12 protein-coding genes are annotated in these 19,636 nt (G+C 67.9%); 8 read left to right on the top strand and 4 right to left on the bottom strand.

Translation table 11 applies throughout. The features are described from left to right. Positions 1-63 precede the first annotated feature (63 nt). Positions 64-1,554 carry a dioxygenase family protein gene (locus KF907_RS00130; protein WP_291216824.1) on the bottom strand — a complete coding sequence of 497 codons (1,491 nt, stop codon included), beginning with the start codon at positions 1,552-1,554 and terminating at the stop codon, positions 64-66. 388 nt (positions 1,555-1,942) lie between these two features. Between KF907_RS00130 and KF907_RS00125 the strand changes: the two genes are divergently transcribed. Then, positions 1,943-2,500 (top strand): RNA polymerase sigma factor, encoded by a 558-nt coding sequence (locus KF907_RS00125; RefSeq protein WP_291216821.1) that lies wholly within the window; start codon positions 1,943-1,945, stop codon positions 2,498-2,500. Beyond that, the gene (locus KF907_RS00120; RefSeq protein ID WP_291216819.1) at positions 2,497-3,483 is read left to right on the top strand and encodes a hypothetical protein; all 987 of its coding nucleotides are present in this window, start codon (positions 2,497-2,499) and stop codon (positions 3,481-3,483) included. Before KF907_RS00125 ends, KF907_RS00120 begins: the two co-directional genes overlap by 4 nt. 211 nt (positions 3,484-3,694) lie before the next feature. Here KF907_RS00120 and KF907_RS00115 read toward each other — a convergent pair whose 3' ends face one another. Further along, entirely contained in the window at positions 3,695-5,092 is a 1,398-nt protein-coding gene (locus tag KF907_RS00115; RefSeq protein WP_291216816.1) for a GntP family permease, read from the bottom strand. 201 nt (positions 5,093-5,293) lie between these two features. Here KF907_RS00115 and KF907_RS00110 point away from each other — a divergent pair, with 201 nt between their 5' ends. From KF907_RS00110 to rnk, 5 genes are all read left to right on the top strand, one after another. Next, on the top strand, positions 5,294-7,534 hold the full coding sequence (locus KF907_RS00110; protein ID WP_291216813.1) for a TonB-dependent receptor: 2,241 nt from the start codon (positions 5,294-5,296) through the stop codon (positions 7,532-7,534). Beyond that, positions 7,534-8,565 carry an extracellular catalytic domain type 2 short-chain-length polyhydroxyalkanoate depolymerase gene (locus tag KF907_RS00105; RefSeq protein ID WP_291216811.1) on the top strand — a complete coding sequence of 344 codons (1,032 nt, stop codon included), beginning with the start codon at positions 7,534-7,536 and terminating at the stop codon, positions 8,563-8,565. Before KF907_RS00110 ends, KF907_RS00105 begins: the two co-directional genes overlap by 1 nt. Positions 8,566-8,688: 123 nt before the next feature. After that, complete coding sequence (locus KF907_RS00100; protein WP_291216808.1) at positions 8,689-12,042, top strand: hybrid sensor histidine kinase/response regulator; 3,354 nt, start codon at positions 8,689-8,691, stop codon at positions 12,040-12,042. 101 nt (positions 12,043-12,143) lie between these two features. After that, entirely contained in the window at positions 12,144-14,246 is a 2,103-nt protein-coding gene (locus KF907_RS00095; RefSeq protein WP_291216804.1) for a zinc metalloprotease, read from the top strand. Positions 14,247-14,423: 177 nt separating this feature from the next. Beyond that, a complete protein-coding gene (gene rnk / locus KF907_RS00090; protein ID WP_291216803.1) occupies positions 14,424-14,843 on the top strand; it encodes a nucleoside diphosphate kinase regulator in 420 nt (139 codons plus the stop codon). A gap of 119 nt (positions 14,844-14,962) precedes the next feature. Here rnk and KF907_RS00085 read toward each other — a convergent pair whose 3' ends face one another. Continuing rightward, positions 14,963-17,029, bottom strand: a complete 2,067-nt coding sequence (locus tag KF907_RS00085) for a TonB-dependent receptor family protein (RefSeq protein ID WP_472843842.1) — start codon at positions 17,027-17,029, stop codon at positions 14,963-14,965. Between KF907_RS00085 and KF907_RS00080 the strand changes: the two genes are divergently transcribed. After that, entirely contained in the window at positions 16,950-17,171 is a 222-nt protein-coding gene (locus tag KF907_RS00080; protein WP_291216801.1) for a hypothetical protein, read from the top strand. The two genes, KF907_RS00085 and KF907_RS00080, sit on opposite strands and share 80 nt — an antisense overlap. 33 nt (positions 17,172-17,204) lie before the next feature. Here the strand turns inward: KF907_RS00080 and pbpC are convergent, their stop codons facing one another. Then, positions 17,205-19,613 (bottom strand): penicillin-binding protein 1C, encoded by a 2,409-nt coding sequence (pbpC, locus tag KF907_RS00075; protein ID WP_472843805.1) that lies wholly within the window; start codon positions 19,611-19,613, stop codon positions 17,205-17,207. Positions 19,614-19,636: the final 23 nt, after the last annotated feature.

The following is a 19,636-nucleotide window of genomic DNA, read 5'->3' as shown; positions in this document are numbered from 1 at the left end:
GCTAGAGACACCTCGCTTCCTGGCGCAAGGTCGGCCTCCGGAGATCGTGCAGGGCTCCCGCCGTCACGAAGAGTCGGTTGCCCTGCAGGCCTCGTAGCCCGCCACATCGAGGCCGAGCATGAGATCGCGCTCGGCGCTCCAAGAACCATCGCTGCCGCGCCTCGGATCGACGATCCCGCTGCCGCCATGAGCCCTGTTGCTCTCGGCACGTGTGGTCGTGTCGAGGAGGGGGTCGTCGGAGAACAGGATGTCGCCGGCGTACCAGGTGCAACGTCCCGGTTCGACCACGTGCAGGTGGATGTGCGCCGGTACCGCGCGGCCGGGATAGTGGCCGGGCCTGATCGTGTCCAGCCGATAGCGCCCGTCGCTGTCGCTGCGCACCCAGCCGCGCAGGCGCGCCTGTGCTGACGGCAGGCCTCCCGCTCGCGGGTCGGGGTGGTAGAGGCCGGCGGCGTCGGTCTGGTAGGCGAACAGGATCACACCCGCGCGCGGATGTCCGCTGCGGTCGCGCACCACCCCGGAAACGTGCAGGCGTTCGCCGGGTTCCGAAAGATCGGCCAGGCTTGCCTGCGACGCGAACGAGGTCGGCGCCGTGGCGAGGATGTCCGCGCAGTCTTCGCAGGGCAGCCCGACGACGCGCTCGCGGCCGCTCACTGCCGATCCATCGGTGCGGTGCAGCCGCGGGCGCAAGGGCATGTCGCGTGGTTGTGTATCGAGTTGCGCGGCGAATGCGCTGCCGTCGACCACGAAGCCTTCGGCATGCAGTTCGACGGTCGCGTCCGCACCGCTCAGGCTCAGGCAGCCCTCGTCATCGGTGCGCAGCCATTGCGAAGGGCGTACGCGCATGCTCGGGACGCTGCGCAGGGCCAGCAGCGTACCCGGCATGGGCCGACCAGCCGCATCGACCAGGCAGATGCGGCGCGCGGGTGCCGAATCGTCGGCACCGATCCGCGCACGGTGATCGAGGTGCATCGGTGCGAGCCAGAGCTTGCCCTTCGGGGTGTCGGGGTCGATGTCGGAGACTGCGTGCGCGTAGGTCGCGGCAAGAAGGCGCATCGCTGCGTGCGCGTGTGCATCGACATCGATGGACGTGTCTCGCGGATCGAACTGGGCGAGCACGCGGCGTTGGGCAAACACGTAGGCGACGCTGCGATCTGGGCTGTCGAACAGCGCGTCCGGGAAGCGCTCACCGCGGGCCACATGCCAGCCCGGCGCGTCGCTGCGCAGGCGGTCGAGCAAGGCAGGCGCCGGCGTGCCTTCCACGACGATGAAGGCACGGAAGCGTTCGTCGCCGATCCGGCGTGCGACGTCACCGAGCCGACCGCTCATCTCGGCTGCTGCGCCTTCCGCCAGCGCCGCCGGCACGAGGACGAGCAGGCCGGCATCGTAGCCGTATCGGCACATCGGGCAGACGCGCGTGCCGGCATGCGGGCCGGCCAGATGTTCGACATCAAGGGCAGGCAGGGCATCCCAGCGCGGAACGCCGGCCAGTGCCGGTGTGCAGCCCACGAGCAGCACCAGCAGCACGAACAACAGGATGGACAAGTGACGCATCGGTGACAGACTCCTCGGGGGTTTGCTTACACGAGTGCGCTGGCGCGGCCTGCGTTAACCTTCAGGGAGTGCTGATCCGCACTGATCGCGGCTGCAATCGCTCCCGCCGGTACAGGTCTCGCGCGATCGGTTGCAGCCACGCTGGAGATGAATCGAAACCCTTGGGATGCATTGATCAATCCCGCAATGGCGTCATGACATCCGCAAGGTTGGGGCCGTCCTGTGCGGGCGCAGCTCGGCGTTGCGCCGGCTCGACAGGCGGCCTGCCTTCGCCGTCGCGCCTTGATCTGCGCCCGCACTGGACGGTGGCGCCGTTGTGGGATTGATCAGAGCATCCCTTGTTAACGCCGCGCCCGCGGGAGCCCTCCCGTAGCGGATGGATGCCTACTTGCAACCGACCACCGCGAAGCCCGTTGCCTTCGATGTCGCGTTGTGGACGCGCGCGGCGCGGCGCGGTTCGCAGCAGGCTTTCGCTGAGCTCTACACCCGTTTTGCCCCGCTCGTGCATGCGATCCTACTTGGCCGCACGCGCCCTGCGCTCGCCGACGAACTGACCCAGGAGTGTTTCGCCCTGGCCTTTGCGCGTCTCGACCAGTTGCGCGAGGACGGGCGCTTCGGCGCCTGGATCGCCGTGATCGCGCGGCGCATCGAGCTGCCGTCGCGCGAAGCCCTGGCCGAAGTTCCGGAAGAAATCCCCGACCCGCAGGCGACACCCGAACAGCGTGCCGAGGCCGCGCGCGTGCTCGGCGCGATCTCGAGCCTGCCCGAGGCTTATCGCGAGACCCTGATGCTGCGCCTCGTTGAGGGCCTCGGCGGTGCCGAGATCGCCGCGCTCACCGGCCTCGGCGCGGGTTCCGTGCGCGTCAACCTGCATCGCGGCATGCGCTTGCTGCGCGCCGCGCTCGGCATCACCGAGGATGCGATCGCGAAGGAGACATCACCATGATCGATGACGATCCGCTGTGGGATCCCGAGGCTGCGCCCGACGCGGAACTGGTCGGTCTGCGCGCGATGCTGGCGCCGTACTCTGTCGCCGCGCGCGGCATCGCCCGCTGGCCGGCGTTGCGGATCGTGCGCCGGCGTCGTTCGGTTGGGCGGTGGTGGCCCCTCGCAGCCGCGGCCGTGATGCTGATCGTGTCCGGTCTGCACCACCATCGCCTGCAATGGGAGGCTGGGCGATCGTGGGCGCTCGACGGACCCATGCGCACGCTCGCCGAGGGGCAGCGCATCGCCACCGGCGACGCCGGCACATCGATCGAGGTCGCGCGCATCGGTCGCATCGAGCTGTCACCCGATTCCGTGCTGCGGCTGGTCGAGACGCGCACGGCACATCATCGCGTCGATCTGGAGCACGGGCATCTGCGTGCACGCATCTGGGCGCCGCCCGGCTATTTCGGCCTCAGCGACAGGCACCGCGAGATCGTCGATCTCGGCTGCGATTTCGAGGTCTGGAAGCAGGCTGACGGCAGCGGGCGCGCTATCGTCCACAGCGGCTGGATCGCCTGGCGCAGTGGAATGGACGAACAGCTCGTTCCGGCAGGTTTCGAAGTGCATTTCGACGGCGAGCGCATCACCTTGCCGCTGCGAATGGATGCCGAGCCGGCGTTGCGCCAGGCGATGGCTGCCTTCGAGACACAGCGGCTCTCCCCGCATGGAGACCATGACGCATTTGCGCGAGTGGCCGATCGCGTCGCCGACGTGGCCCAGGATACCGATGCCATCACGCTGTTGAGTCTGCTGACCGAATATCCCGAGCTGGCTTCAGGTCGCTTGTATCCGCGCCTCGCGCGTGCGCTTGGCGTATCGGTCGACCCCACCCATCGCCGCGCCTGGCAGACGGGTTCGCGCGAGGCGATCGACGCATGGTGGGCGCGCCTGCCGGTACAGCCCAAGCGCTGGTGGCTCAACTGGCGCGATGCGTGGGCCTGATAGGTGACCACCCGACCACGGAGAATCGGCGTTCGGCCGTGCAGCGACAGCCGCCGGCCGTACCCGCACGCATATCCTCGAAGGCTGTTTCCTCACCCCTTGAGCGCTTCGGCTTCCCTGATGGCCAGCCAGACGCCGGAATCCACGCCGGTACGCCCGCGGCGTTGTCCGAGCGTCGTGCCGGGATTGCGGGGCGGGTCGTCGGAGCCCCTCAAACCCACCCGGTCAGGTAGAACAGCGCGATCACGACGAACACCGACAGCGTCTTGATGACGGTGATCGCGAAGATGTCCTTGTAGCTCTGGCGGTGGCTCAAGCCGGTCACGGCGAGCAGGGTGATGACGGCGCCGTTGTGCGGCAGCGTGTCCATGCCGCCCGAGGCCATCGAAGCAACGCGGTGCAGGACATCCATCGGGATGCCGGCGGCGTTGGCGTTGGCGATGAAGCTGTCGGCCATCGCGGCGAGCGCGATGCTCATGCCGCCCGAGGCCGAGCCGGTGATGCCGGCCAGGGCGGTGACCGACACGGCCTCGTTGACCAGCGGGTTCGGAATCGACTGCAGGGCGTGAGCGACGGCAAGGAAGCCGGGCAGGGCAGCGATGACGGCACCGAAGCCGTATTCGGACGCCGTGTTCATCGAGGCGAGCAGGGCACCGCCGACCGCGTTCTTCGAGCCTTCGGCGAAGCTCGCGAACACGGTGCGCCAGGCGAACACGAGCACGCAGACGATGCCGACCAGCAGCGCGCCCTGCACGGCCCAGATCGCAGCCAGTTTGCCGACTTCCTGCACGACCGGGGCCGGATTGCCGATCACCGATGGCACGAATGACTGGCTGGTGCCATAGAACTGCGGAATCCAACGCGTGAACAGGAAGTTCGCCACGCCGACCAGCACCAGCGGCAGGATCGCGATCAGCGGATGGGCGAGGCGGTCACCGCGAAACGGCTCCGGCTCGTTGAGCAGATTGCCGCCATAGCCTTCACCGGCGCGTGCGGCGGCGCGGCGGCGCGACTCCAGGTAGAGCATGCCGACGACGAGGATGAACAGACCGCCGAGCGTGCCGAGCGCCGGCGCGGCCCAGCCGGTGGTACCGAAGAAGCCGGTCGGGATGATGTTCTGGATCTGCGGCGTACCGGGCAGGGCGTCCATCGTGAAGGTGAACGCGCCGAGCGCGATCGTGCCGGGGATCAGCCGCTTCGGGATGTCGCTCTGGCGGAACAACTCGGCGGCGAATGGATAGACCGCGAACACGACGACGAACAGCGACACGCCGCCATAGGTCAGCAGCGCGCAGACCAGTACGATCGACAGCATCGCGCGCTGTGCGCCGACCATGCGGATGGTCGCGGCGACGATCGATTTGGAGAACCCCGAGATTTCGATCAGCTTGCCGAACACGGCGCCGAGCACGAACACCGGGAAATACAGCTTGAGGAAGCCGACCATCTTGTCCATGAACAGGCCGGTGAACATCGGTGCGACCAGCGACGGATCGGTCAGCAGCACGGCACCGAGCGCGGCCACCGGGGCGAACAGGATGACGCTGTAGCCGCGGTAGGCGACCAGCATCAGGAAGGCCAGCGCGGCCAGCACGATCAACAGCGACATCCGGGACTCCAGGGCACGCGCGATGGTCGCGGAGTATCGGCAGGCATGGCATGCGCGGCCCACTGTACCAAGGTACAGGTGTCGCCCCCGGCGCATCGCCGCCAGACTGCGCCCCGCCGGAGCCCGGGATCCCGCGCATGCGGGCCGCGTGGTTGCCGAACCCGATTACCCATCAGCCAGATCGCCAGAGAAGGGGGCGTCATGAAGCGCAACAGAATCAGTCTTGCCATCGGCCTGCTGCTCGGTGTCTGGGCATCCGGCGCGACTTTCGCGCAGGAATCGGCGGCGACGCCGTCGAACGACACCGAGCAATCGCAGCGCCTCGACGACATCGTCGTCACCGCACGCCGCCGCGAGGAAACCCTGCAGGAAGTGCCGGTCGCGGTGAGCGCGTTCACGGCTGATGATCTCGTCGAGATGCAGGTCAGCAACATCGATGGCTTGCAGGGCTCGGTGCCCAACATGAACATCGTGCAGGGCCGTGGCTCGTCCTCGTCGGTCAACGTGTTCATCCGCGGCATCGGCCAGCCGGATGCGCTGCAGACCTTCGATCCCGGTGTTGGCATGTACGTCGACGACGTCTACTACTCGCGCATCCAGGGCGCGCTGTTCAACCTGTTTGACGTCGATCACATCGAAGTGCTGCGTGGCCCGCAGGGCACGCTGTACGGCAAGAACTCGACCGGCGGCGCGATCAAGATCGTGACCAAGGAGCCGGGTGACGAGACCACGGGCAGCGTCGAGGTCACGGCCGGAAGTTTCGGCCTGCTCGAGGCCAAGGCCTATGTCGCCACGCCGCTGAATGACCGCTGGGGCATCAGCGCCGCCGTGGTCGGCACCGACAACGACGGCTACGTGAAGGACCCGACAACACGCAAGCGCTACAACTCCAACGACAACGAAGCGATCCGCCTCAAGCTGGTCGGCCGGCCGAGCGACACGTTCAAGGCGGTGTTTGCCGTCGACTACACGCACCAGGACAATCCGCTGACGCTCGGTCATCCCGAGGCGCCGCTGATCCGCACCGACCTGGCGCTTGGCCCGATCGTGCTGCGCCCGATCGACGCGGATCGCTACGATTACCGCACGCGCACGTCGTTCGGTCCTGACGAGCGCCAGAAGCTCATCCACAAGGGTGCCTCGGCGGCGTTGACGTGGACGCCATCCGATGCCTGGACGATCAAGAGCATCACCGCCTGGCGCGACCTCGTCTCGAAGGCCTACATCGACATCGACGCTTCGGAGTTCTCGCTCGGTGACGTCTACGTCGGCATCGACCAGGACCAGTTCAGCCAGGAACTGCAGGCGCAATACGACAACGGCGGCAACCTGCATGCGACCTGGGGCCTGTACTACATGCGTGAGCACGTGCCGTCCGCGCAGCTCGCCTGGGCCGACGACTTCTTCGGTTTCGCCGGCACGCCGATCACCTTCCTGCGCACGATCGACGACGACCTGACCACGCGCAGCGCCGCCGCGTATGGCCAGGTCAACTGGGAGTTCGCGCCGAGCTGGACCCTCGGCGCCGGCCTGCGCTACACGCGCGAGACCAAGGACTACGACCGCACGACGAGCACGTTCTGGGGGCCGGTGCTGGCGTCGCTGAACGGCACCGTTGCCTTCGACGCGAAGAAGACCTGGAACGCGGTCACGCCGTCGCTGAGCCTGCAGAAGCAGTTCAGCGACCAGCTCATGGGTTATGTCTCGGCCAACCGTGGTTTCAAGTCGGGTGGTTTCAACGGGCGCGCCAATGCGGTCGCAGAAGCGGCACGCCCCGAGTTCGATCCGGAGTTCGTCTGGACCTACGAGATCGGCCTCAAGATGAGCTCGGCCGATGGTCGTCTGCTCGGCGGCATCACCGCCTTCCACAGCAACTACGACGACTTCCAGGCCCGCGTCAGCGGTGAGGAAGCCGGCAGCTTCCCGGTACTCAACGCGGCCAAGCTGAAGATCGACGGCGTCGAGTTCGAAGGCATGGCCCTGATCGGTGACGGCACGCGCCTGTCGGCCCAGGTCGGCTGGATGAATGCGCGTTACGCGGAGTTCAACGATCCGCGCGTGGAGACCACGCCGGCGCTTGCCGGCCTGCACGACCATGTGCCGTTCTCGCCGCGTTGGACCGCACGCCTCGCTGCCAGCCAGGTATTCCAGCTCGGCGATGCCGGCAGCCTGACTGTTGGCGGCGACGTTTCCTATCGTGACGAAAGCTGGCTCAGCGTCGACAACCGCGATGTGCTCAAGCAGGACGCATTCGGCTTGGTCGGCTTGTTCGGCATCTGGGATTCCGCCGACTATCGTTGGCAGATCCGCGCCGGGGTGCGCAACCTGACCGACAAGCTGTACAAGACGGATGCGCAGGAGTTCTCCAGCGTCGGCAACATCCAGACGGCGTACTACGGCATGCCGCGCAACTACTACATCACTGCACGCTACAACTTCTGATGAACCTGCCGCGCCGTTCCATGGCCAAGGCCGGCACCGCGCTTGCGGTGTCGGCCCTGTTCGCCACCGCCTGTTCGGGCGATGCGCCATCGGCCGGACTGCCCGCGCTCAAGCTCGACGCCGCGCGCACGACAGTCTCCGGCTTGTCGTCGGGTGCGTACATGGCGACCCAGGTGCATCTGGCCTATTCGGACCGCATCGCGGGTGCGGCGTTGTTCGCCGGTGGTCCCTATGGTTGCGCGCAGGGCAGCCTCGAGATCGCCCTGGGTTCCTGCCTTGCTCCGGAAGCCGGCATGCTGCCGGATGTTGCCGCACTCGCCGACACGGTTCGCGCACGTGCCGCGGGCGGGCGCATTGCCGCGCTCGACGGCTTGGCCGGCGATGCGGTGCTGGTCATGCACGGCGCGCTCGATACCACGGTGGGTATGGCTGTCAGCAACGCTGCAGCCGAGCTGTACCGCGAACTCGGCGGAGCCCGCGTCGAACTCGACGATGGGCGCGCGATCGCGCATACCTTCCCGACCATGGACAAGGGTGGGGCCTGCGACCGCAGCGAAAGCCCGTACATCGGCCAATGCGGTTTCGATGGTGCCGCTGCGCTCTTTGCCGCGCTGTATGGACCGCCGCCGGCTGCCGTCGGCGCGGCAGACGGCGAACTGCGCCGCTTCGACCAGGACGCCTACCGCGCCGATGGCAAGGACGCGATGCTCGCCGAACAAGGTTTCGTCTACGTGCCCAAAGCCTGCGCGGCCGGCGAAACCTGTGGCCTGCACATCGCCTTCCATGGTTGCCAGCAGAACGCCGATGCGATCGGCGAGGCCTTCGTGCGCGATGCCGGCTACAACCGCTGGGCCGACGCCTACGGCGTGGTCGTGCTGTATCCTCAGACGCGAGCGAGTTTCGCGCCGTTGAATCCGAAGGCATGCTGGGACTGGTGGGGCTACGGCGGAGTGGACTACGACACGCGCGACGGTGTGCAGTTGCGCTGGCTTGCGAAAGCCGCCGCCGCGCTGGGGGCGCCGCTCGAGTAGGCGGGACAGGGGGCGGGATCGCCCCTGAAGGGGCTCCTACGGGTTCCACGCGCTGCAGGAGCCCCTTCAGGGGCGATGCCTGCATCCACCCGGCGCAAACGCCGTCCCCCCCGGACCACGGTCATGCTGTCTGATCTCGGCGTCATTGCCGCTGGCTTGCTCTGGCTCGGCCTGCTGTTTGGTGTCGCCCTGCTCGGTGATCGCCGTGAGGGGGTGTTCGCACGCCACTGGTCGATCGTCTACGCGCTCTCGCTCGCGGTCTACTGCACGTCGTGGACGTTCTACGGCACGGTCACCCAAGCCGCACGTTCGGGCTGGTGGCTGCCGCCGACCTTCGTCGGCACGATCCTGCTGTACGTGTTCGCGTTCGGTCTGCTCATGCGCCTGGTCACCATCGCGCGCGCCCACAACAGCAGTTCGGTCGCCGATCTGGTAGCCATCCGCCTCGGTCGCAGTCCGGCGATCGCCGCACTGGTCACCACGGTGGCGGTCATTGGCATCGTTCCGTACATCGCATTGCAGCTCAAGGCCGTGGCGATGAGCTACGGCATGCTCGGTCGACGCCAGGAGCTGATCGCGCCCGCGTGGCAGGACAGTGCCTTGTGGGTTGCGTTGGCGATGGCCCTGTTCGCGATGCTGTTCGGTGCACGCCGCGCCAGCGCGACCGAGCACAACCGTGGCCTCGTGCTGGCGATGGCGTTCGAGTCGATGTTCAAGCTCCTCGCCATGCTCGCCCTCGGCGCGCTGGTCTGGTTCGGCATCGACCTGCCGGCCGCTCCGGCGCGCGAATCCGCTGCCGATACCTCCGGCTTCGCCGCTCTGGTCGTCCTCGGTGCGCTGGCGATGTTCACCCTGCCGCATCAGTTCCATGCCGGCGTCGTCGAATGCCGCGATCCGGGCCACGTGCGAACGGCACGCTGGCTGTTCCCGTTGTACATGTTGCTGATCGCGCTGCCGATCCTGCCGCTGGCGCGCGCGGGCGATGCGATGCTGGCGCCACTCGGGGTGCCCTCAGACCTGTATGTGCTCGCCCTGCCGCTGGCCGAAGGGCAGAATGCACTCGCCCTCGTCGCCTTCCTCGGCGGCCTGAGCGCGGCGACGAGCATGGTCGTGATCGCCACGCTGGCTCTCAGCCTGATGATCGGCAACCACTGGATCGCGCCGTTGCGTGTGCGTACCGGCTGGAGCCGCGGCCTGGCGGGCGACCTGCGCGGCGAGGTACTGGTCCAGCGCCGCGTGATCATCCTCGTGGTCATCCTGCTCGCCTGGGCCTACAGCCGCGTGCTCGTCGCCAATGACGCACTGGCCGACATAGGTGCGGTGTCGTTTTCGGCGCTGTCGGCGATCGCACCGGGTGTGCTCGTCGCCGTGTATCGGCCACAGCTCGGGGCGCGCGCCGTCGCTGCCGGTCTCGTCGTCGGCACCCTGGTCTGGCTGTACGCACTGCTGCTGCCGGCATTGCTCGCAGGCGAGAGCGCCTGGTTGCGGGAGGGGCCGTTCGGCATCGCCTGGCTCGCTCCCGATGCACTGTTCGGCCTCGGTGACTGGAGCCGAATCGGGCGCGCCGTCACGGTGAGCCTTGCTGCGAACGTTGCCGTGCTGGCCTTGGTTGCCGGCTCGCGCTTCGCCCATGCGCGCTCGCGCGGCGAGCTCGGCGTGGTCGGTACGGTGGAACTGCGCGAGCTGGCCTTGCGCTTCCTCCCGGCCGAGCGCGTGCAGGCCCTGTTCGGCGACCACGATACCGGCGGGACCGCCTCCGAGCCGCTGATCGCCGAGGTCGAGCACGAGCTCGCCGCGGTGATTGGCGCCGCCTCGGCACGCCTGCTCGTTTCGGTCGCGCGGCGCGAGCACACCGACGAACTCGAGACGGTGGCGACGATCGTCGGCGAGGCTTCGCAGGATCTGCGCTTCAACCAGCGCGTGCTCGAAGCGGCGCTGGAGAACATGAGCCAGGGCATCAGTGTGGTCGACCGCGATCTTGCCCTGGTGGCGTGGAACCGCCCGTATGCCGAACTGTTCGGCTATCCACGCGAACTGCTGCGGGTCGGCGTGTCCATCGAGGACCTGGTGCGCTTCAACGCGCGCCGCGGACTCGCCGGCAGTGCCGACGTCGAAGCAGAGGTACGCAAGCGTATCGCCCACATGCGTGCCGGGACTCCCTATGTCACCGAGCGGCGCTTCGCCGGCGCCCATGGCGATCGCGTGGTCGAGATCCGCGGCAACCCGATGCCGGGCGGCGGTTTCGTCGCGACCTTCACCGACGTCACCGCGTTCCGCCACAGCGAGGCCGAACTGAAACGGGTCGCCGAGACGCTCGAACAGCGCGTCGAGGCGCGAACCGCTGAACTGGCCGCTGCGACCGGCGAGGCCGAGCGCGCGAATCGCGCGAAGTCACGATTCCTTGCCGCGGTCAGCCACGACCTCGCCCAGCCGCTCAATGCCGCGCATCTGTTCACGCATGCTCTCGCACAGCGCCTGGTGCACGACGAGTACCGCGAAGCCGTTGCTCACATCGACGGTGCGCTGACCTCGGCCGAGGGTTTGCTCGCCGGCCTGCTTGACATGTCGCGGCTGGAGTCGGGGCGCATGCAGGCCAGCGTACAGGTCTGGTGCGTCGACGACTGGCTGCGTGGACTCGCCGCCGAGTTCAGCGTGCTCGCCGCGGACAAGGGCCTGGCCCTGCGTTGCATCGGTTCCCGTGCCTGGGTGCGCAGCGACCCGCAATTGTTGCGCCGCGTGGTGCAGAACTTCCTGGCCAATGCGGTACGCCATACGTTGCATGGGCGGATCGTGCTCGGCTGCCGGCGCCGCGGCGATGCGCTGTCGATCGAGGTCTGGGACAGCGGCCCCGGCATCGCCGAAGGCGACCACGAATTGATCTTCGAGGAGTTCCGCCGTCTTGGCGATACCGGCGAGGGGCTCGGTCTTGGCCTCGCCATAGCGCGGCGCATCGCGCGCCTGCTCGGACATCGCCTGCGCCTGCGTTCGACGCCGGGCCGCGGCACGATGTTCGCGATCGAAGTGCCGATCGTGGCGCCAGAGGTACCCGCCGTGGTCGCGACTGCGGCGCCGGTCAACGTCCTGCCATGCAGCCGCGTGCTCGTCGTCGACAACGATCCGGCCGTGCTCAAGGCCATGCAGACATTGCTTGAAGGCTGGCGGTGCGAGGTCACCGCCGCGCGGACGCCCGACCAGGCGCAGGCTGCATTCGCCGACGCTGGACGCTTCGACCTGCTGCTGTTCGACTACCACCTCGACCACGGCGTCACCGGCCTCGACCTGCGTGCGGCGCTCGGTGACGAGGCGCGCGGCTTGCCCTGCGTGATCATCACGGCCGACCACGGCGACGTCGTGCGCGACGCCGTGCTTGCCGCCGGCGTGCACCTGCTGCACAAGCCGCTCAGGCCGCTGGCGCTGCGTTCGCTGATGGCACGTCTCGGCGGAAGCGCGCGCATAACCGTCCGCACGCCTGCGTGAGCGGCGATGTCACGATTTCGCGCCGGATTTCGTTTGTATGAATAGCTGTCGTTCCCATCGGGAGCGCAGCGCATTCCATTCGTGGTCAAGGAGCAGCGGGCATGAGTCGTCGGGGAATACCGGGTGTGGGACGTCCAATTCGCGCGTACTGGCGGCACCGCCTGGGCTGGGTTGCCGCGGGCGTGCTGGCGATGGCGGCGCAGGCAAGCGCCCAGCACGAGGTGCCGATGACGCCGTCGGACCTCGTTCTCGAAGCGCAATCGATCAGCGTGGCAAGGCTGCTGTCGGCGCAGTCGCGCTGGAATGCCAAGCGCACCCTCATTGTCACGGACTACCGCTTTCGCATCGAGCAGACCCTGCTCGACGGCGGCATTGGCGGTTTCGAGTTCGTCGTCACACAGGGTGGCGGCACCATCGGCAACGAAGGCCAGGACATGACGTCCAACCCGCGCCTGCGGGTCGGCGAACGCTATGTCGTGTTCCTCGACCCTGACCGTGGCGAAGTGTTTCCGCCGTTCGTCGGCGGCAGTCAGGGCATCTACCGCGTCGACACGAATGGCGTTGCCATCGCCTTGTCGGGCAACGATCGCCTCATGCTCAGTGATCTCGTCAGCGAGGTGCAGTCGCTGCTGGCGCTGCGGGGCAACGACCCGCCGCTGCGCGTGCACCGGGCGGATCCGCAGAGCCTGCGGCCGATGCCATCGAAGACCTATTCGCCCGCAGGAGCGGGCGGTACCGTCGCCGGCTCGCGCAAGCCGACGGCAGAGGATGCACCCGATATCGAGACGCCGATTCCCGGTGAACCGCTCTCACCCGAGGCCAACGATGCCGCGGAACCGAGCCAGGACCACGTGTCAACGCCGGACGCGCCAGCCTGGCACGTCGCGCGGCTCTCCAACCGGCCGATCGTATGGGACCAGTGGCCGGAAGACTGGTGGGTGGGCCACGTCGACCAGGCGATGATGATCAAGTGGAACCGCATCGTCGATGACCTGAACCTCGTCAGCAACAGCCAGCTCGATACCTGGGCGTGGCAGAACGACCGCTTCGAGATGGTCGGCTGGCCGACGAACCAGATGATGATCGACCAGTTCGGCGAAGGCTGGGGCGCGTCCACGCTGGCCGTCGCCTGGCGGCGCTGGAGCGGCAGCGTCATTCTCGAAGTGGACATCGCCTTCAACCCGGCGTACTGCTGGACACTCGACGAGTTCGTTTCGGCGACGCAGGCTGGCAGTTGCTGGGGCGTCCGCCAGACCGCGCTGCACGAACTCGGTCACGGCTGGGGGCTCGACCATCCCTGGGAGTTCTACAGCGTCTGGGTTGATTCGGTGATGAACTATGCGCCGAAGCAGTTCCGCTTGCCGATGCTGCACGCGGACGATACGGCTGCGGCACGCACCAGCTTTCCGGGTACGGCGTCGACGAACCTGGATGGCCTGGTCTCGATGTACCGGACTGCCGACGATAGCGCGTCGATGCAGGCGAGCTACACGGGGGCATTTTCGTCGAGCACCTCGATCACGCACGGTAGTTCGCTGGCGCTCGGAGGCTTCAACATCGAAAACCCCGGGCGCACGACCTTCAGCAACCCGAAGGTCGAGATCTACCTTGCCCACGCATGGCGTGACTGGAGCGAACCGTACATCTACCTGCGCACGGCTACGTTCGGGACCACGCTGGCGCCTGTGGCGACCATCGTCCATACGCCGGGCGGGACGACGATTCCGTCCACGGTGCCGGTCGGTCGCTATTATCCGGCCCTGTACCTGCGTCTCACCGGCGACGAGGATACCGAGAACAACTCGGCCTTCTCGTCGCCGAACGTACAACTGACCGTCAACAACGTTCCAGCGACGCTGGCGCCGATCGAAGCCTGGCGCACATGGAGTCTCGGTCGTGTCGGACCGTCCGGCATCTGGCGCCTCAATCTGCCAGTCGTCGCCGGTCGTACCTACGAACTGTCGCTGTGCAACGCGTTGGGCGGAGGGACGGCCAGCTTCGACACGTTGATGAGCGTGGTCGGCGTCATCAGCAACGATGACTATTGCGGTCTGCAGTCGCGGATCCAGTTCACCAGCGCATCGACGACGATGCGCACCGTGGAGGTCCGTGGTTACAACAATACCGCGCAGGGCACGTTCACCCTGGCCTATCGGCAAGTGGTGACCGACCGCATCTTCAAGCACGGGTTCGAAGCAGACTGAGCCAACGGGTTGCGGCAACAGGCCCCGGGCCGGATTGTCGATCCGGGGCCTGGCGCCGATGTGGAACCGTGCGTCGTCAAGCCGCGGCGACATGGTTGACCTTGTTCACGCACGCGGCTACGGTGGCGCCATTCCCCCGCCTGAAGGACGCACACGTCCACGTGTGCGCGCGACGCCATGACTGCCGCCCCCGCCAATCCCCCGCTCATCATGTCCGCGCGCGATGTGCGCCGGCTCGAAGCCCTGCTCGCGCATGCAGGTGACAACCTTCCGGCCTCGGCCAAGCGCCTCGAGGACGAGATCGTGCGCGCCGACGTGCGTGAACCCGAGGCGATCCCACCCGACGTGGTCACCATGAACTCGATTGTCGAGTGCCGCGACGAATCCAGCGGCGAGGTGCGCGTGTTGCGCCTGGTCTATCCGCACGAAGCCGACATGTCGCTCGGCCACGTTTCCGTGCTCGCCCCGGTCGGTGCCGCCCTGCTCGGCCTGTCGGTCGGCCAGTCCATTGAATGGCCGCTGCCCGGCGGTCGTGCGACGCGCCTGACCGCGACCCGCATCCTCTACCAGCCCGAAGAGAAGGGGTTACCCGAGTAGGAGCCCCTTCAGGGGCGATGCTCTCGTCGATCCGAAAAGCATCGCCCGTAAACGAGTTCCTGCGCATGAATACATGCCCCCGCAGGAGCCCCTTCAGGGGCGATGCTTCTCGGCTTGGTTCAGAACATCCATTGCGCCCCTGCGAGCCATTGGCGGCCGGGGCCCGGTTCGTAGTAGCGGCCATTGCCTTCGTTGACGATGACCGAACCGATGCAGGCCTTGTCGAACATGTTGTCGAGCCGCGCGGACAGGCGCAGCCTGCCGAATCCGCGCGCGGCTTCGAGGCCGGCGAGTGTGCAGGCAGGCGCGAACGCGCTGCCGATGTCGTTGGCCACGACGACGCCGGTGCGGCTCGCGTCGAACGCGGCCTGCCACGCCCCTTGTTTCCATTCCAGGCGCGCAGCGAGTTGCGAGCGCGGCACGCCCGGAATCGGTGCGCCGGCCTCGACTAGGGTATCGGGCGCAAGGCACGGCGTTCCGGTGCAGGCCAGGAAATCGGCGCGGAACTGCGCCTCGACGCGCGTCCAGGCCAGGCGCAGCGACAAGGGCTGCGCAAGTTGCATCGCCAGGGAGAACTCCGCGCCCTGGCGCCGTGCCGTGCCGATGTTGCGGAAACTGGAGCGCCCACCCGTGTTGCGTGCCACTGCCAGTTCGTCGTTGGTGTCGGCGCGGAACAGCGCGGCTTCCAGCGACAGCCTTCCGGTTGGCTGCCACTTCAGGCCGACTTCGCGGTTGCGGCTTGTCGCGGGAACGAGGTCGAAGGCCAGGCCGGCCGCGCCATCGGCGCGATAGGACAGCTCGGCGAACGTCGGTGTCTCGAAACCTTCGCCATGGCTCGCGTACAGCTTCAGCCTGTCGCTGGCGTGGATCATCAGGCCCGCCACCGGCGTCGTGGCGGAATACTTCACCCTGCCGCTGTCGTCAGGATTGTCGCCGACGATGTAGCGATCGCGCGAAGCGAATTTCACTGCGCTGCGGCGCACACCGGCGAGCAGTGACCAGTGTTCACCGATGCGCCAGTCGGCTTGCAGGTACTGGTCGAAGTCCTTCACCGAGTTCCTTTCGTTGCGCCGCAATGCTCCGCGTACGCCGGGCGTGGTTCCGATGAAGTTTTCGTAGCCGCGCCGGGTCTGGTTTTGGCTGTCGATGTTCAGGCCCGCCACGAGGTTGAAGCTGCGGTCCGCGAATTCGGTCGAGTACGACCAGCGTGCATCGAGACCGTTGTAACTGGTACCGAGGTCGACCACGCCTCCCGAGTGCAGCGCATGGGCCTGGGGGGCGATTGGAATGGCGAGGAACTGCTCGACCGCGCGGTTGCCGCTGTAGCCGAGCAGGCGCAGCGTGTGTGCGTGCCCGATGTCCTGTTCGAAGGCGAGACCGGCCTGTGCCTGCGATACGGATTTGCGCGTATTGAACTGCCGTGCGGCAGCGGTGGCCTGGCGTGGATCGTCCTGCACCTGCTGCCAGGTCAGGCCGAGCGGGTCCTGCACGTCGGGCATGTCGATGGCATTGGCGATCAGGGAAAGACGGCGCGAACCGAAGTCACGGTCCAGCTTGAGGTTGGCGGCGTCGCGTCGCGCGGCGCTGTGGTCGCGGAAGCCGTCGGTTTCGAATCGGGCCAGTGAAACGTTGTAGGCGGTGTCGCCGATCCTGCCGAGGCCGGAAACGCCGAAGCGCCGGAATCCATCGCTGCCGCTGCGGCCGGTGACGCGCCATTGGTCCTCGTCGGTGCCGGTTGCGCTGAAGATCTGGATGACGCCGCCGGAGGAATTGCCGTACAGCGCCGAGAACGGGCCACGCAGTATCTCGATGCGCTGCGCGCCGTCGAGGGAGAAATGCGACACCTGGCCGGAGCCATCGGGCATCGAGGCCGGAATCCCGTCGGCATACAGGCGCACGCCGCGCACGCCGAAGGTGGCGCGCGCGCCGAAGCCGCGGATCGAGAGCTGTTCGTCCTGCGCATGGTTCTGGCGATTGCGCACGGACACGCCCGGGGTGAGTCCGAGCACTTCGGAAAGGTGAGTGCCGGCGCGATTGTAGTGACCCGGTTCGATCGCAATCGCGTCGATCGAGGCGGGCACTTCGAGGGCGGCATCCTCGTGGCGCATGACAGTCACGACGATGTCTTCCAGCGGCACTACCGCATCATCGGCGGATCCGGCCGAAGCAATCGGCATGGCTGCCATGACCAAGGCGATACGCAGTGGCGTGTTCACGAGCAAGTGGATGCCTGGGCAGCGTTCTGATGCGCCGGAGTCGCGCGATCCTGAGATCCGCGGTGCGCAAGAAATGGAGATCCGCTTCCCCGCGCAAGTCGACGCACCGTGATCGTCGCGCCGCCCGCGCGGACGGGCAAGTTCGTCAACGCAGCACATGGACGCGCACCTGTGCCCACGCACCCGCCGGCGTCATTGCGGTGATGGTGTGCGCGCCGGTGTCGGTGAAGGCGTGTTCGAAGGCAGCGTCGTTCGCGGTGATGGCGGCAAGGCGGCCGTTGATCAGCCAGCTCACTTCGCCTGCTGCGCCGAGCGCGCGCAGCTGCACGCTGGCGGGGTTCGGGCTGTTCGGTGCGCGTGCGATGGTGGCGCCTTCGGCAATGCCCTCGATGCGCAATGCCTGCAAGGCTTCGAGCGCATCGGCGCGGCAGTCGGCAGCCAGCGCGGGCAGGCTGGCGCGACGGCGCTGTTCACGCGACAGCCACGGGTAGGCCAGCACCGGCCAGCGCGCGATCTCGACCTCGCGGGTGCGATGGCCTGCACAGTCGGCCGGCACGCGCCGGCCGCTGTCGACATCGACCTTCACGCGCACGAGGCCGGCATGCCACGACGCCGCATCGCGCTCTGCCAGCGTCGGCGGGATCACGCCATCGATGATCCAGGCCTCGTGCTTGCGTGCGCACAGCGCGGGATTCGTTGCATCGAAAGCGAGGCCGAGCGGCCAGCACACGTCGGCTTTCGTGACACTGGGCGGCGGCGCCTCGGCGACATTCGCGAGCGCGCCGTGCGGCAGGCCATCGGCGATCTGGAAGAACAACGGCAGCGCGGTCACCGCGCCGTACTGGCCGGGCAGCGGCGTGCCGTCGGGTCGGCCGACCCATACCGCCAGCGTGTGCCGGCGCGTGCCGCCGACCGCCCAGGCATCGCGGAAGCCATAGCTCGTGCCGGTCTTCCAGGCCACGCGCGCACGACTGCCGGTGTCGAAGGTGCCGGGCCGGTAGCCGGGGCGCGGGTTGTCCTCGAGCATGCGCCGCACGATCCAGGCTGCGCCCGGCGAGAGCAGGCGGCGCTCGACGGTTTCGTCGTCGGGCCGGTAGCGCACGCGGCCGGCGAGGCCGTCGCGGTTGAACGCGCTGAACGCGCCGACCAGATCTTCCATGCGCACGCCGGTGCCGCCGAGGATGATCGACAGGTTCGGCGTTGCGCCGCGCGGCAGGCGCAGGTCGAGACCGGCATTGGCGAGGCGGCCGGCGAAGCGCGCGGGACCGACGCGGTCGAGCAGGTCGACCGCCGGCACGTTGAGCGAAAGGCGCAATGCCTCGGCGACGCCGACCGGACCGTTGTAGGCCATGTCGAAATTGCCGGGCCGGTAGTTGCCGAACGATTGCGGCGCGTCGACGAGCAGGCTTTCCGAATGCACGAGGCCGTCGTCGAGGGCGAGGCCGTAGAGGAACGGCTTGAGGGTCGAACCGGGCGAACGCCAGGCGCGCACCATGTCGACGTGGCCGAGGCGGCCGGCATCGCCGAACTGGCCGGAGCCAACATAGGCGAGCGCGGCGAGATCGCTGTTGTCGACGACCAGCACGGCCGCCGAAGTGCGCTCGGGCAGGCGCGACAGGTAGTCGCGTACGCGGCCTTCGAGCGCGCGTTGCAGTTCGGCGTCGATCGTTGTGGCGATGCGTCGCTCGCGCGGGTACGCGGCGCGCAGACGTTCGGCGAGCAGGGCGGCGGCCAGCGGCGGTTGCAGCGTGCGCGCGACGACGGTCTCGATGCGCGCCTCGCGCACCTCGGCCTCACTCCACACGCCGAGCGCAGCCATGCGGTCGAGCACCTTGTCGCGGGCGGCGCGTGCCGCTTCGGGTGCGCGATCCGGGCGCAGGCGGCTCGGCGCCTGCGGCAGCACGGCGAGCAGCGCGGCTTCGGCATGCGAGAGGCGCCGCGCCGGCTTGCCGAGATAGGCCCAGGCCGCCGCCTCGACGCCCTGCAGGGTGCCGCCGAACGGTGCGCGGTCGAGATAGAGCGTGAGGATCTCGCGCTTGGACAGATGCGCTTCGAGCTGGAACGCGCGCAGCACCTGTTGCAGCTTGCCGCCGAGGCTGCGCGTCTGCGGTTCGAGGATGCGCGCGACCTGCATGGTCAGGGTCGAACCGCCCGAGACGATGCGCCTGCTGGCGACCATCTGCGCGAACGCGCGCGCCATCGCGACCGGATTGACGCCGGGATGATGTTCGAACCAGCGGTCCTCGTAACCGATCAGCGCGTCGAGGTAGAGCGGCGAGACCTCGACCGGCGTGACCGGATGGCGCCAGATGCCCTCGGCATCGGCGAATGCGCGCAACGGCGAACCATCGCGCGCCAGCACGACCGTGCCGTCGCCGCGGTCATCCGGCAGCGGCAGCGGGAACAGCCGGTCGAGCACCACTGCGGCGATGAGCAGCGCGGCGGTGAAAAGAAAAATCCTGCGCGGGAGCCCGTTGACGGGCGATGCTCCGTTGGGACGTGCCGAAAAAGCATCGCCCGTAAGCGGGCTCCTGCGGGGGAAGATTGCATTCATCGTGCGTGGAATCCGGCATGCGC

The organism is Dokdonella sp. (assembly GCF_019634775.1).
Classification (GTDB): domain Bacteria; phylum Pseudomonadota; class Gammaproteobacteria; order Xanthomonadales; family Rhodanobacteraceae; genus Dokdonella.
Note: the sequence above shows the minus strand (reverse complement) of the source record. Positions and strands in the feature narration are given on the sequence as shown.